This is a genomic window from Campylobacter sp. BCW_6465, from assembly GCF_001762815.1.
GTDB lineage: Bacteria > Campylobacterota > Campylobacteria > Campylobacterales > Campylobacteraceae > Campylobacter_D > Campylobacter_D jejuni.
Genome location: NZ_MJXN01000021.1, coordinates 1 through 14,675 on the forward strand (window position 1 = coordinate 1; position 14,675 = coordinate 14,675).

The 14,675-nt window shown below is 26.2% G+C and carries 12 protein-coding genes; 5 read left to right on the forward strand and 7 right to left on the reverse strand.

All coding sequences use genetic code 11. From position 1 onward, the window contains the following. Positions 1 to 228 precede the first annotated feature (228 nt). The 6 genes from tssG to AJ886_RS01895 form a co-directional block, all read right to left on the reverse strand. Complete coding sequence (gene tssG / locus AJ886_RS01870; RefSeq protein ID WP_070287059.1) at positions 229 to 1,131, reverse strand: type VI secretion system baseplate subunit TssG; 903 nt, start codon at positions 1,129 to 1,131, stop codon at positions 229 to 231. Then, positions 1,128 to 2,849, reverse strand: coding sequence for a type VI secretion system baseplate subunit TssF (tssF, locus tag AJ886_RS01875; RefSeq protein WP_002881830.1), 1,722 nt, complete (start codon positions 2,847 to 2,849; stop codon positions 1,128 to 1,130). Before tssF ends, tssG begins: the two co-directional genes overlap by 4 nt. After that, positions 2,846 to 3,238, reverse strand: a complete 393-nt coding sequence (tssE, locus tag AJ886_RS01880) for a type VI secretion system baseplate subunit TssE (protein WP_070261436.1) — start codon at positions 3,236 to 3,238, stop codon at positions 2,846 to 2,848. The genes tssF and tssE overlap by 4 nt, the downstream gene beginning before the upstream one ends. Further along, on the reverse strand, positions 3,238 to 4,692 hold the full coding sequence (gene tssC, locus AJ886_RS01885; RefSeq protein WP_070261435.1) for a type VI secretion system contractile sheath large subunit: 1,455 nt from the start codon (positions 4,690 to 4,692) through the stop codon (positions 3,238 to 3,240). The genes tssE and tssC overlap by 1 nt, the downstream gene beginning before the upstream one ends. A 1-nt stretch (position 4,693) precedes the next feature. Beyond that, positions 4,694 to 5,179, reverse strand: a complete 486-nt coding sequence (gene tssB, locus AJ886_RS01890) for a type VI secretion system contractile sheath small subunit (protein WP_002881833.1) — start codon at positions 5,177 to 5,179, stop codon at positions 4,694 to 4,696. A 68-nt stretch (positions 5,180 to 5,247) separates the two neighbouring features. Beyond that, entirely contained in the window at positions 5,248 to 6,495 is a 1,248-nt protein-coding gene (locus AJ886_RS01895) for a type VI secretion system domain-containing protein (RefSeq protein ID WP_070287060.1), read from the reverse strand. Between the two features lie 125 nt (positions 6,496 to 6,620). Between AJ886_RS01895 and tssJ the strand changes: the two genes are divergently transcribed. From tssJ to icmH, 3 genes are read left to right on the forward strand one after another with little or no spacing between them, the layout of a single operon-like run. Further along, entirely contained in the window at positions 6,621 to 7,067 is a 447-nt protein-coding gene (tssJ, locus tag AJ886_RS01900) for a type VI secretion system lipoprotein TssJ (RefSeq protein ID WP_002779659.1), read from the forward strand. A 9-nt stretch (positions 7,068 to 7,076) separates the two neighbouring features. Further along, positions 7,077 to 8,474 (forward strand): type VI secretion system baseplate subunit TssK, encoded by a 1,398-nt coding sequence (gene tssK / locus AJ886_RS01905; protein ID WP_070287061.1) that lies wholly within the window; start codon positions 7,077 to 7,079, stop codon positions 8,472 to 8,474. Beyond that, positions 8,471 to 9,244, forward strand: coding sequence for a type IVB secretion system protein IcmH/DotU (gene icmH / locus AJ886_RS01910; protein ID WP_070287062.1), 774 nt, complete (start codon positions 8,471 to 8,473; stop codon positions 9,242 to 9,244). The genes tssK and icmH overlap by 4 nt, the downstream gene beginning before the upstream one ends. Before the next feature lie 253 nt (positions 9,245 to 9,497). Here the strand turns inward: icmH and AJ886_RS01915 are convergent, their stop codons facing one another. After that, complete coding sequence (locus tag AJ886_RS01915) at positions 9,498 to 10,013, reverse strand: Hcp family type VI secretion system effector (protein WP_044779685.1); 516 nt, start codon at positions 10,011 to 10,013, stop codon at positions 9,498 to 9,500. A gap of 133 nt (positions 10,014 to 10,146) precedes the next feature. Between AJ886_RS01915 and tssM the strand changes: the two genes are divergently transcribed. Both tssM and AJ886_RS01925 read left to right on the forward strand, forming a co-directional pair. Further along, positions 10,147 to 13,674 carry a type VI secretion system membrane subunit TssM gene (tssM, locus tag AJ886_RS01920; protein ID WP_070261129.1) on the forward strand — a complete coding sequence of 1,176 codons (3,528 nt, stop codon included), beginning with the start codon at positions 10,147 to 10,149 and terminating at the stop codon, positions 13,672 to 13,674. Further along, positions 13,671 to 14,573: an FHA domain-containing protein gene (locus AJ886_RS01925; RefSeq protein WP_070287063.1), complete on the forward strand. Its 903-nt coding sequence runs from the start codon at positions 13,671 to 13,673 to the stop codon at positions 14,571 to 14,573. Before tssM ends, AJ886_RS01925 begins: the two co-directional genes overlap by 4 nt. Positions 14,574 to 14,675: the final 102 nt, after the last annotated feature.

Genomic DNA, 14,675 nt, shown 5'->3' on the forward strand with positions numbered 1-14,675 from the left:
GGCTTTAGTGATTTTAAAGGGTAGGGGATTTGAAGTAGAATTTGATATATCAAGACTCATATAGGAATTAAGGGACATTGATGATCCTTTTGGGTTTGTTGATGATTAATAGCCTATAAGCTTATGTGATTTATTTTAGCATAAAGTGGGTAAAATAAAGTTTATTTTAGGGTATGGTTTATGGGTGAAGAGAGATTGTGATTTTTTTAAACATATTTTTGTGTTAGCTTATTCACATAGTTTCATATATACTATTGTATATTTTTTTTGCGTATTACCTAAAATTTTTGCCCAGCCAAGTTTGGCGGTATTTTCTTCTCCTAACACAAACTTCATTTCTGAAGAATAGTTGATTTTAAGATATAAATCAACACAAAATTCATTATTTGTTAAAAACATTATACTATTTTTTAAATCATCATGTTTAGTTCCATTGGGCATAAATTTAACCGCTTCTTGATATGAAATATCCTTTATATAGATCGCTATTTTGTTTTGATAAGAGGTAAATTTATCACCTAGTATGAAATTACTCCCCAAGGCATGATTTTTTACGCCCAGTTTATTTCTTTGAGTATCAGAGATTAAAATTTGGTGAGGCAAATTTTCAATGATTGATAATTTGTCTTTTAGTTTAAAATTAACTTGCAAAACTCTTTCTATATATGTTTTTGGACGTCTTAAGCTCAATAATAAAGGTGCAAATGGTAAATATTTTTTTGCAATATCGTATTCTTTAATTCCTAATATATTAAATAAAATTTGAGAAATAGAGTCTTTAAAATTATCATTAAAAGATCTTGGATAATTTTTTAAGCCAATAACATCGAAAAATATCCAAAGTAAATAGTGATTAAAAAAATCAAAAAATAAAGTCCAACCTTGTTCTCCATCTTCATTTCTGGATAATTTATCTAACATAAATGAAGGAAGTTGTGAGGAAACTCCATGTAAGCCCATAAAATTTACAAATAATTCTATAAATGATTGATCTGAAAAAATAATTTTTTCTAAATCTTTATTTGGATGCTTTAAACTTTTATTGGTTCTTAAAAATATATTTTTTTTCCCATAATTTTTTTCTAGCTTTCTTATAAGTTTAAAAAAACTATATGAAGTTGGATCATTCATATTAAAGCTTTTTTTCCAAAAGAAGCAGGGTAATGCAGAATTTCTTTTGAATCAAGACATTTTATCTTTAATTCACAAAAGGAATTAATGCTAGCAAAAGATGCTAAAAATTTGGATATAACTAATCCTAGTAAATATACTTCACCTAAAGTATAAAACTTAGAATCCTTAATACTAAAAATAGCTAAGGTCCCTTTTTTTGTAATATTTTCATCAATTAGATAAGTGCTTTTGCTTTGAATATCAACTATAGATTCTTTTAAAAGTTCATAAGATTTCCAATTTAACTGATTATCTAAAAAACTATAGCTTTCTAATACACCAAAAAAAGCTTTTCTACTTAATATGGTTTGATAAGAAAAAGATAATACAGAAACAAGTTTCCACAATAAATTGCCATCAACGCTGCATCTTCTCGCTTCACTTGGAATTTCGATATTTTTAGTATCAACACCTTTTAAATTACAATTATTAATATCTCCTATTTTTAATCTTGAAGGCAGATCTCCATTGGAGCATAAAAGATCAATGCTTATAGTTTCATCCATTAAATAAGAGGAGAAAAAGGAAATTTCGCTAAATACTTCTCCTTTAGAATTCTTTTTAGTATTTATGCTATAAAAGTCTTTTTGATTATCTTTTAAAAATTCAAAACGTTCAAAACTCTTATAGTTTTTTAATAATCTTTTACCCCCTTCGCTATTGTGTGCTTTAACTTGCAATGTTTGTATAATCTCATAAGCTTTAGGTTGGCTTCTATCAACAAAAATTCGATAACTATCTTTTTTATGATTATTTATAAGAGGTTCTGCGCTTTTTGCAAAGATATTGATAATAGGCGTCATACTTAAAGAAAACAATTCTTTTCTAAATATGCAATTTGCAGGAAATGGTTTAGAGAATTTAAATTCAATATTAATTGTTCTTCCTTGGCAATTATTTAAAATATCTAAGTTATTAATTCTTAGAAAATTAAATTTATGGGGCATAAAAAAATATTCCCTTAACAAAGAAAAAGCTTCAAAGCCTAAATCATTATAAGATAAACTACTTTCATCTGGATTTAATCCTATTTTTTCAATATCGTAAGTATTAAGAAAAAATTCTTCATCAGTTTCCAAACATTGAATTTTTAATTCTTTCAAATAAGAATGTATATATAATAATAAAGTAGTAGACATGTAAGTATCGTTACCTAAATATAAATTAATTTTTTCTAAGCCCAAATCACTTATTTTTGTTTCTGCTTTATCTATTTGTAATTTTAAATTAAAAGTATAGTCTTGGTTTTTACTTGATGCAAAAACCTCATTTATCGAAATAGGGTAAAGATAGACATCATAAACAGTTTTAAATTCACAAATGCATTTATCTATAGGTTTTGATTTAACAACGGTTCCTTTTGGAATAGTAAGTTTATTTTCTTTGCTATTTTGTTCAAGTTTAAATTCTTGCATACATAATGAGGGTATGGGATTTGTATAGTTTGGAGAAACTATATTGATTAAAGATTCTGCAATATGCGGGATATTTTCATCAAGTTCTTGGTGAATTTTAGAACTTAGGATGGCTAAATTTTCAATAATTCTTTCTACATCGGGATCTTTGCTATTGTAAGCTAAAAATGGAGCTAGTTTTGGATAATTTTTTACAAAATGTTCCCTAGTTTCATATAGATATTCAAGCTCTTTTTGATAATAAAAGATATTATCTTTCATTTAACCTCACAATATCTATTATTTTTAAAAATAATTTCTATACTAAATTCCTTAAAACGATCCTCTTGAAAAAAACATTTTACAATAAAAGAAAGTTGCCAAGGGCTTAAGCTATTATCATAAGTAATAGAAACAACTCGTATTCTTTTTTCATAACTATCAATTAACTTTCTTATTTCCTTAGCCATTGATATGCATAATTCGCTAGAACTAAGATTAATGTCAGTCATATTTGGCATCCCTAAATCTTTCGCGGTATAACAGTCATTAATCTTAGAGTTGAGCAAAACTTTTATATTATTCTTTACATCCTCAAAATCATTTTGATAGAAAGGAACATGAGTATTTTGATCATCTAGCTCATGTATTAACTTATCGAGTAGAGACATTATTCTTTATCTAATTTTCCTACTAAAGAAAGTTCAAAATTACCACCCATATATTTAAAATGAGGTCGGACGCTTAGTCCTATTTTATACCATCCTGGCTCTCCTGGTATATCATCAACTTTCACTTGTGCTGCTCTGAATGGACGACGACTTCTTACTTCAGAAGGTGGATTTTCTTGATCGGAAATATATTGTCTAATCCATTCATTAAGACCATTTTCGATATCGCTTCTTTCTTTCCAGCTCCCTATTTCTTCTCGTTGTAAAACCTTTAAATAGTGCGCCAATCTTGAAATTAAAAAGATATATGGAAGCTGAGTTCCTAGTCTATAATTTGTTTCAGCTTCTTTACCTTCTGGGGTATTTTGAAATATCTTTGGTTTTAATGGAGAATTTGCTGAAAAAAATGCTGCATTATTACTATCTCTTCTTAATGTTAAAGTTATAAAACCTGCTTCAGCAAGTTCATACTCTCTCCTATCTGTAATCAAAACTTCTGTAGGTATTTTTGATTGTATAGTTCCAAAATTTTCATAAAGATAAGTAGGCAGATCCTTAACAGTCCCTCCACTTTTTGGTCCTATAATATTTCCACACCATCTATATTTAGCAAAGCTTTCTGTTAATCTTGTGCAAAAAGTATACGAAGAATTAGCCCACAATAAATGATTATGCGAAGCATGAACATTTTCTTTATAGTTAAAGCTTTTAATAGGGTTTTCTTCAGGATCATAAGGGCTTCTTGCTAAAAATCTTGTCACTAGTAAGCCTGTATATTTAGAGTCTTCATTTTCTCTAAAAGTTCTCCACCTTGTATATTGAGGACCTTCTAGCAAACCTTGCAAATCTTGAATATTCGCAAGTTCAGAATAATCATCAAGCCCAAAAAATTTTGGTCCAAAAGATGTTAAAAAGGGAGAATGACTCATAGCCGCAATACTAGCCATTTTATTTAAAAAAGTCATATCAGGACTTGCTGATCCAAGTTGATAATCTCCAATGATTGCTCCTACAGGCTCTCCTCCAAATTGTCCATATTCTGAAGAATATATATTTTTATAAACAACGCTTTGTGTTATATCTGGATTGTTTTCAAAATCCTCTAAGGCTTCTTCTTTTGTTATATCAAATAGGTCGATTTTTATATTTTCATTAAAATCAGTTCTTTCAACCAGAAATCTAAGTCCACGCCAAGTAGATTCAAGTTTTTGAAATTCTTCATTATGTAAAACTTCATCCATTTGTTTTGAGAGTAAATGGTCAATATGGGCTATCATTTCATCAAGTGCAAATTTATTGATTTTTTCTTCGGCATTATCGCTTTTTACAATTTCTGAAATAAATTCAGCAACACCTCTTTTGGCAATACTATAACTTTCATCAGTTTTAGAGTATTTGCTTTTCTCCATAATTTGTTCAATAATTGGCGTATCAATTACTTTGGTATTTGCCATTTTAATTTCCTTGCTCTTCTTGTTTAATTTCTAAAAGTAACTTTTCTTTAGTTTTTTCATTTTTTAACGCTTCTAAAACAGCTTTTCTAAAATCAGGAATATTACCCATAGGACCTTTTAAAGCCATTAAAGCTTCTCTTAGCTGCAATAATTTGTTTAACTCAGGTATTTGTTTAGCTAAGCTATCTGGAGAAAAATCCTTCATACTAGCAATATTGAGCTTAACATCAAGCTCTTCAGCTCCTGTTCCGAGAGTATTTTTTACGCTAAAACTCGTTGTTATATTGAGTTTTCTCATAACTTGATCAAAATTGATCTTGTTAATTTGCAAAATTTCTCTTTCTTCTAAGGGGGTTTCGTTTTTTCCTTTTAAATTTGCCATTACCATTAATTTTAACGGCAGCTCCACATCCTCATTTTGTCCATTAGTTTTAGCTTTATATGTAATATTAATTCGTTCCTTTGGAGCATGAGATCCATCTGACATTTTAAATCCTTAAAAATAAAAATTTTAGCTTAATTATTATATTAAAATTTGCTAAATTTAATCTTGCATCATTTAATTTTATTTTTTGCGTTTTCATATTCTTCGGCTAGATAATCTTTTAGTAGAGTTTTTTCCATTAACTCTACTAAGTATATATTTAAAATTTTAGAGTTCTTTTTCATTCCTTTTGATTCAAAAATTTTTACCATATCTAGCAAGGAATTAATATTATTCATAATAGAATTATTAAAATTTTCTTTATCAATATTCATCAGCATTTGCTCAAAATCTTGTAATGTATGTTCTTTGTCAGTTTTTTTACTTGAAAAAAAACTTTTTTTATTTTCTTTGGATTTAACAAAATATTTATAAACTTCTTCTTTGCAGATAAAATCACCATTTTGAAAACGGAGAAGTTCAATAGTATCAAATTTAGAAATAAAATCACTTGTTAATATTATAAGAATGTCTAATTGTTTATTTTTTTTCTTTTTTTCTAAAAAATCACAAAAGAGTTGTACACCCTCTATCCAAAAAGGATTTAAAATAAGTTCATGCATAAAACATTTAATATGTTCTATATCATTTTCTTTATCAGAAAGTAATATGCGAATTATATCTGCATCAGGTTTTCTTATTTTAGTAATTTTTTCATTATTACATTCAGGCAAACACCTGATTTTTCCCCACATTGCTTGGGTGAATAAAGCGTAGATATTGAGATTATTTTCATCCTCTTCCAAAAGCTCAAATGCAAGTTTTTGATAAAAATTTTTATATTCTCTCTCGTTTAAAGAGTTAATATTATCGCTTCTAATGTTTACAGATACTTGAGTTACAGGAGATTTTGGAAGTTGTGGTGCAACTTGAGCAATTTCAATTTTTGCAAAATTGCAAGATAGCAAATTTTCAAATTCGGAAAATAAAGTAATAAATTGATTAACAATCTCAGATGATATAAGCACTTTTGTTTTATTGTATTCTTGAATAAAATTTTGAATAAAAATTTGAATTTTTCGCTTTTGAGCTAATATATAAGCATTATTTTCATCTATAAGTTTTTTTAAATGTTGAAAAAGAAGCAAAAGCTTTTCAAAGCATTCTTCATTGTTTAAATTAAAACACGATAAAAGAAAATAGTTGCAAATTTTAAAATCTAAAGAATGATTTAATAATATAAACTGAGAATATTGATAAACTTTATCCCAAGAAATATTTTCATGGTTTAAAGTCTTATATTTTGACATCTCATCTTCAAGTAACTGAAATTCTTGTAGTTCATCTAAATTATTTTTCAATTGATCACAAAAATACATTTAATTCCTCCAAAAATTTGCCTCATTATAATTAAATTTTAAAAAATATTATGTTAATTTTTTAAAAAATTTACTCAATTAATCATAAATTATATATTCTAAGATAGAAAGGATACTTTAGTTTCATGTTTTGTAAAAAAAGTTTATTTTTTTTATTGCCACTATTCTTTTGCGCTTGCTCAAGTGTTGTTAGTGTTAAGATAAATAATGTAGAGAATTCCAATCTTAATAATAGACATGATGATGTTCCTGTTACGGCTATTGTATATCAACTTAAGGATATTAAAAAATTTGAAGAAGCAAGTGATATAGATTTGGCTACTAGAGAAGAGGGGGTACTAGGCAAGGATAAACTTGATTCTATTAAAACGCAAATTGCACCTAAAGACAATATTATCGCGGTTAAAGTAGATGAAGAAGAGGTTCCTTATGTAGGCATTCTTGTATTATTTGCAAATAATACAAAAAAAACAACAAAAATATGGGCAAAGACCGAAGATGCAAATGGGTTTGGGAAGAATAAGTATTTAAAATTTGAAATATCCAAAGAAGGTATCAAAAGAATTAAATAGGAATAATATATGGCAAATAAATTAAAAGTTGCTTGGTTTGATGGACTTAATATTGGACAAACCCATTTTGAGCAGCAAGAAAGATTTTTTAATAGAAATATAGATCTTAAAACTATAAATATATATAGTAATTTATATGGAATAATAGACTTGGAATTTTCTCAAGAGATGTTATTGCAAGGAAAAATTGCACTTTCTAAAATTTCAGGTATCGCACAAGATGGAAGCATTTTTAATGCACCTGAGCAAGATTTGTTGCCTGAGCCTATTGAAATCAATTATGAATCTTTAATTGATTCAGTTGTGGTATTAAAAATTCCTATCGGAGTTACTGATATTGCTGATTTATCTTTAAGAAATACTTTTCCAAATTCAAAGTTTATATGTCTTAGAAATAGTATTGCTTTAAGAAATTATGATGATTCAAAATCTAATGTAATGGACAAAATTGAAGATGAGTACGAACTTGAAAATCTAACTTTTACACAAGAGAAAAAAGATTTACTTCTTGCTAGTTTAAGATTAAAACTTGGCATTTTAGGTAATTCAACTCCTGATGAACTTGAATTACCAATTGCAAAAATTAAAAATATTGATATCAATAAAAAAATTGAATTAGAAAGTGATTTTATACCCACTTGCTTAAATATCAGCAAAATATCTACCATAAGATCCTTTTTGGAAGAAATTATTTTTTCAATCAATCAACATAAAAAAGTTCTATCTAATGTTTTTAAAGGAATCGATCAAACAAAAAATACATTGGATTTTAGCACTTTTTTATCCCTTAATCTTTTAAAAAAATGGTATTTAATATTTTCACATCTATTAAAAAAAGATAAAATACATCCTGAATTTTTATACGAAAAATTTTTAGAATTTCAAGGAGAGCTTGCAGCTTTTAGCAACGAAGAATCTTTTTTAGATTTTATTCCTTATAAACACGATAATCTTTATAATACTTTTTTAAATATGATGAATAATCTAAGATTGTTATTTTCTAAAATCACAAGCCCTAAATATTTTATAGCTAAGACCAGTATTAATGGCAATGGTTTTTATGATTTTATTTTTGATAATTCGGGAATTTTAGAAGAAAGTGAAATTTATTTCGCAATTCGTGCAGATGTTACTACAGAATATCTACTTAATAATTTTAAAATTCAAAGCAAGATACATACTCAAAGTAAAATTAAAAATATAGTCGCAACTCAGCTTGAGGGCTTAAATGTAGATCAAGTACCTAATGTTCCATCTAACATTCCTTATTTAAATGGTTATGTTTATTATAAATTAGATAAAAGAGATCAACTGTTTAAAGATTTTAAAAATGAAAGTATCATTAGTATGTACTTGACCAACAATATAAAAAACCCTGATATTATAATGTGGGCGGTATTTCAATGAAAGAAATAAATGAAGAAAAAAAGGCATTAAGCTTACTTCTTGATTCAGATTTTGATGGTTTAAAAAACAATAAAATTATTGATTATTCTTTGGAGTTGCTTTTGCTTTCTTATAGACTTTCAAAAATAAGCTCTATGGATACAAGCAATATTAATCAACTTAGAGAAACATTGATTAATAAAATTTTAGATATAACCGCTAAATTAAGTATATGTAAAGAATATGATGAAAAAGAAATTATTAAATTCAAATATTGTCTTTGTGTCTTTATAGATGAAAGCTTAATGAAAAATGAACTTTTTATTAATTTTTGGGCTCACAATACTCTAACTGTAAGGTTATTTGATGAAACTTTAGGTGGAAATAATTTTTATGATATTGCATCATCTTGGATTAATAATCCTTTTAAGTTTAAAGATTTTTTGGAATTTATTTATGCTTGTTTGATTCTTGGTTATAAAGGAAAATATAATGAGACTAAGGATAGAGATGAAAAAATAATTCATTTTTGCAATAATATTGCCACATCTTTAAAACCGGTTTATAAGATAGAAGAAGAGTTAGCTTTTAATAAAGCATACAAAATTGGTTTAGAAGAAAATATTTGGCAAAAATTTATAAGATTGTATTTTAAAAAACTTATTATCGTTGTGCCAGTATTGATTATATTAGGAGTATTAAGCTATTCAATTTTCAATTTAGAAACTAATAATCTTAAAGTGGATAATAATATATCCGTATTGATAAAAAATTTAACACATATAGAATAAATATACTAAATTTTTAAATATCAATTTATTTGTTATGAGTAAAATTAAATAAAAATTGTTTTACTGCTAGAATAAAAATCAAATGTAAAACCTATAAAAGGATAAAAATAATATAAAAACAAGCTTTAATTATGCAAATTATTAGTACAAATAAGTATAAGGTCGTATCATAATTATGCCATGGATATAATTCACGATACAATCCCAACTATAATTATGTATTTTAGTCAGGATTATTTAAGATAAATTATAATTAAGCTTTGCCCTCTCTCCAATCATCACTTCCGCTAGTTCCAGCAGCAGTATGTTCCCAAACTACTTTTCTATAACTCATTGAAACTTTTAAAAGCTCGGTTTTATCATGATTACTTGACTCTTGTGCATTTGGCATTATTAATTCAATATTTGTAATAATTGCATCTTCCAATTTTGTAGTAAAAAAATGTTCAGATCCGCCACTTGCTGCAGTTCTAAACCAATGAACTTCGACTGTTGGAAGTCTTTCTCCTTTGGTAAGTGCATTATATAACAAAGGCACGGACTTATTCAATGAGCAAGTAAAAGAAAAGGGCTTATGAACTCTTTGTCCAGAAGGTTGCCCACTTTGCTGATCAACGGGTACAGTTACGATATGAGATACCTCTTGCGCCATGATTTCATCTTCATGACCTGATTTATATCTATTGCCAATACTCGCTTCAGTAGATGCACCACTTGAAATCAAACCTTGTGTGGAACCTTCAATTCTTATAAACGCTGGTTCAGCCATAAAAAGAACCTCCTTTAATTTTTTTTAACATTCAAAATTGTATCATTTTAATCTTAATCTATATAAATTTTTGTAAAATATTTGTATATTGATATTAATATTTATTTGTTTTTACTTTAAATAAGGAATAACGATGTTTAAAAAAATATTTGATTTTATAAAATCAAGATTATTTATAACTGCTTTTTTACTTTGTTGTATTTTTCTTTTTAGTGTTTTATTTTGGTTTTGGGGTCCTTTAATAGCTTTTAACGACATATATATTTTTAGTAGCTCATTTTTAAGATTTAGTATTATCTTGATAATTTGGCTTATTGTTTTTTTATTTTTTTTATTAAAGCCTATTATAAATTTTATATCTTCTTTAAAAAGTGAAAAAAGATTAAAATTTAAAGACCTAAAAAAAGAAGCTGATGAGTTTATTTACAAATCTAAAAGAAACTTCTTTTTATCTCTTAAAGATGCCAAAGAAACATGGAAGAATGATTTAAAAACAAAAAATTTACCCTTAATTATCATCATAGGAAATGAAGGGGCTGGAAAAAGCACTTTTATCAATTATTCTAACATCGAATATCCACTTAGCGATAGTTTAGAGTCTTATAAAAAATTCCATAAGTCTACTAGAAATTTTGCACTTTATGTATCAAAAAAAGGCGCTTTGTTAGATACAGAAGGAAACTATTTTTCACAAGAAGAATTTTTTAAGCCTACAAGTAGCGATGAAATACCCGAAGATGATATAGATAAAAATAGAGATTTTTTAATTAAAAAAAATATATGGAAAAAATTCCTTACTTTTCTCAATAAAAATTTTTTTCATAGCAAACTAAATGGAATTATTTTAGTTGTTGATACTGTCCTTTTCTTAAATAATCCTAAGGAGTATTCCAAAAATCTTATTAGATATCTAACAAAAAGAGTAAACGAATGTGAAAAAACTTTGAATTTAAAGTTGCCCATCTATATAGTTTTTTCAAAACTTGACTTGATGGAAGGCATGAAAGAGTATTTTGATATTTTCGATAAAAAAATTTCGGATAAAATTTTAGGATTATCTTTTGATAAAATCTTAAGTGAAGAATTTTTAAATAATGAATTTAAAGAATTAAGTGATTCATTATTATGCTCTTTAATGAGTAAAAATTCCCATATTTACAATATGGAAAATAAAAATAAAAGCTACTTATTTTTAAAACAATTTGATAATTTATTTGCATTAGCAAAGACTTTTATTTTGGAAGTACAAGAAGAAAATAAGCTTAAAAATAATTCTTATCTTAGAGGAGTTTATTTTGTTAGCGCCTATCAAGAAAATATTCCTAGAAATTTCTTACTCGATGCCATATGTGAGAAATATAACTGCAAAAAAGTATTATCAAAATCCAATATTATACATAATAAACAAAGCTATTTTGTTAAATCACTGCTCGAAGATTTAATTTTTACAGATTATTCTTTAAGCGCTATGAAATCTTATTCTAAAAAATTATCTTTTTTAATTATAATTTTAATCATAAGCTTTGGAACATATGCTATATCTTCTTATTTTATAAGTAAAAACAATAAAGAATTCGAAAAAAGCCAAAATACCTTAAGATCTTTACAATTGCTTCTTAAAGATCAAGATTATCAAAATTTAAATATTAAACAAAAAGCTGACTTCTTAATTGAATTGAGAAATATTTTAAATACTTATCCTGAACTTTGGCAAGATAATAATATATTTCAATATTTAAATCTAAATCTCTCATACAAAGGATTTAAAGAAGCTAAACAACTTTATTATAAACTGAATGAAGATGTGTTAAAAAATACTTTATTAAAAGAAATGGAATATACTTTACTTACCGATACAAATAAAGAAAATTTAATCAAAACATTATATATGTATAGATCTTTATTTGAACAAAAATATTTTAATAAAGAAATACTAAAAATTTGGATTAACGAGAATTGGAATACTTTAAGTAAGTATTCAATCTCTAAAGATGACTTTCTAGAAGGGGTGGATGAGCTTAAACAATTTAATCTTAAATCTTTTACAGAAGATGAAAACAGTATACATACAGGAAAAAGAAAACTTGAGAGTATAAGTAGAACTCAAAGAATTTACATTCTTCTTAATTTTTTAAATAGCGATAAACCTAAAGAAAAATATCTTATAAAAGAGGATTTAGGTTTTGCTGCAAATAGTGTATTTTCAAATAATTCTCAAATAACTTCTATAGATAAAATATATACAAAAGTTGGTATGATGGACTTTTTAAATGATTTAAATCAACAAGTTGACACCGCAATCAATATTGAATCTTGGATGCTAGATAACAATTTTAAAGAAAATAAAAACACTTTGACTATGGGTATTTTAAAATTATACTTAAGTGAATACCAAAATGCTTGGCAAAATCTACTCGCTTCATTGCAACCTGTTAGGTATAATACCAAAGAGGCAATGCTTAATGAGCTTAATATCTTATCAAAAAAAGAAAACCCTTTATATTCTTTGTTAAAAATTGTTAGTTCTAATACAAATTTAAATGATGCAGTTTTACTAACTCAAGCCTACAATTTAGGATTAAATGCTGGGGAAATTAGATCAAATTTTATTGGGGTAAGCAATGCTTTCACACAATATCATAAGCTAGTAAACAAAAATACACTTTTGAGTGTTGGTAATATAGAAGTGGGCAAAGGCACTGATGATGAAAAAATATTAGATATTCTTAATACAAGTATTACAAATATGTCCAATAAAATTATAGATTTTAGTTCTAATAATAACCAAAGCGCTGAAGAAAAAATTTCATATGCTCTTGGAGGCAATAAAGATGCCAATGATCCTTTTGCTGTATTTCAAATGAACATAAAAAAATTACCTAATGATTTAGAGAGATATTATAGTCAGCTTTCTAATTATTCGTGGAATTTTATAGAAAATCATGGTATTTCTTTATTTAATACTGCTTGGATTAATGAAGTGTATAATCCATTTGTTAATGATATTGCACCATATTATCCTTTTAATGATGAGAGTGTAGCAGATCTTAGTATGGATAGTTTTAAAACATTTTTTGGAAGAAATGGGACATTAAATAGTTTTTATAAAAAATACTTGAACAATGTTTTAGTAAAAAGAAAAAATAACTATTCTGTCAATTCTCAATTTGCTTCAAAATTAAATTTCTCTAAAGAATTTTTAGATTTTATCACCAATGCAGGCAATCTCTCTAGTCTCATACTAAATGGTAATGATAATATAAAAGTTAATTTTACTATTCAAAGCCTTGATTTAAGTGCGGATTTTTCCTTTATAAAGCTTGGCTATGATAATAAAAATATCCAATACGATCATACTCTTAATCAAACCCTACAAATTGTAGCAGAAAAATTCAATAATGGAACAAGTTTAAATTTTACAGCCTATAACTACTCTAATCCTAATTTAAATTATACAAAATCATATAAAGGAGAATGGGCATGGTATAAGTTTATAAAAGATAATAAAAGTAATTCTATATACAGCATTATATTTAACAATAATAAAAACTTATATTTTGACTTTGAAATTATTAACGGTGCTAGTGAATTAAATAATATAGTTTATATTTTAAATAATCTTAAAATAGTAGAAAATATTACAGGGGTAAATAAACAATGATAGAAAAAGAAGAAATAGGAATTACTATTGAGAATTATGACGAATGTATTAGTGGTTCTAAAACATTTGTATTTAACACAAAGGGTGGAACTATAGGAAGCGGTGATGATTGCACTTTTCGTATTCAAGATAAACTAGAACAAATCAAAAATACCCATGCCATAGTATCTTATGAAGAAGGATCTTTTACAATTGCGGCTTTTGAAGATTCTGACATTTATTATAATAAGTCCTTTTCTAGAATGCCAAGTGGCTATGAAATAATAATCAGCATAGGCGATATTTTTAAAATCGGTAATTTAGAATTTAGATTTGTGGATGCAAAAAGCATTGAAGCAAGCATTAAAGAAAATAAAAAATACTTAGAAGATATTGAAAAACGCAATCATTTTGATGAAATTGAAATTAAACCTAGAGGAAAAACAAGTATAAATTTTGACAAAAACAAAGAGTTAAAAGAGATTTTAGAAAATAATGATTATAAATTTATCGAAGAAGAAGAAAAGGCAGATGATAGCTTTTTAAAAGAAATAATTCAAAAAAATCCAAATTCATTAGAATATGAAAATATTTTAAAAAGTTTGGTAAAAAATTTAAAAGATATTAAAACAAAACAACAAAGCTCTAAATTAAATAATGATTATTCTTCTATTAGTATTAAAGATTTTGAAAGCATTGTTAATAATATACCCTTAATCAAATCCACGAGATTGATCAATATTTTAGCCCTTAGCCTAATCGCAAAAGAATTATATACTCCCATCTTTGAAGAAATGGAAGAAAATATGTTTATTAAATATCTTGAAGCTGCCATACAAAACAATATCAAAGAAGATAAGATTCTTTTTGAAAATCTTACCATCAAAGCATTGGAAAAGTATATTAAAGATTTTGAGTGATTTTTACTCTTTGATATTATGCTCTTTAGCATAAGCTAGTATTTTAGCTCGAAGTTCTTGCGGAAAATTATATCTATAAATAGCAGGAATTCTTGGATCAAG

Coding starts and splice junctions, on each gene's coding strand:
- tssG (WP_070287059.1), bottom strand. CDS start 1,131: ATGAATGATCCAACTTCATATAGTTTTTTTAAACTTATAAGAAAGCTA.
- tssF (WP_002881830.1), bottom strand. CDS start 2,849: ATGAAAGATAATATCTTTTATTATCAAAAAGAGCTTGAATATCTATAT.
- tssE (WP_070261436.1), bottom strand. CDS start 3,238: ATGTCTCTACTCGATAAGTTAATACATGAGCTAGATGATCAAAATACT.
- tssC (WP_070261435.1), bottom strand. CDS start 4,692: ATGGCAAATACCAAAGTAATTGATACGCCAATTATTGAACAAATTATG.
- tssB (WP_002881833.1), bottom strand. CDS start 5,179: ATGTCAGATGGATCTCATGCTCCAAAGGAACGAATTAATATTACATAT.
- AJ886_RS01895 (WP_070287060.1), bottom strand. CDS start 6,495: ATGTATTTTTGTGATCAATTGAAAAATAATTTAGATGAACTACAAGAA.
- tssJ (WP_002779659.1), top strand. CDS start 6,621: ATGTTTTGTAAAAAAAGTTTATTTTTTTTATTGCCACTATTCTTTTGC.
- tssK (WP_070287061.1), top strand. CDS start 7,077: ATGGCAAATAAATTAAAAGTTGCTTGGTTTGATGGACTTAATATTGGA.
- icmH (WP_070287062.1), top strand. CDS start 8,471: ATGAAAGAAATAAATGAAGAAAAAAAGGCATTAAGCTTACTTCTTGAT.
- AJ886_RS01915 (WP_044779685.1), bottom strand. CDS start 10,013: ATGGCTGAACCAGCGTTTATAAGAATTGAAGGTTCCACACAAGGTTTG.
- tssM (WP_070261129.1), top strand. CDS start 10,147: ATGTTTAAAAAAATATTTGATTTTATAAAATCAAGATTATTTATAACT.
- AJ886_RS01925 (WP_070287063.1), top strand. CDS start 13,671: ATGATAGAAAAAGAAGAAATAGGAATTACTATTGAGAATTATGACGAA.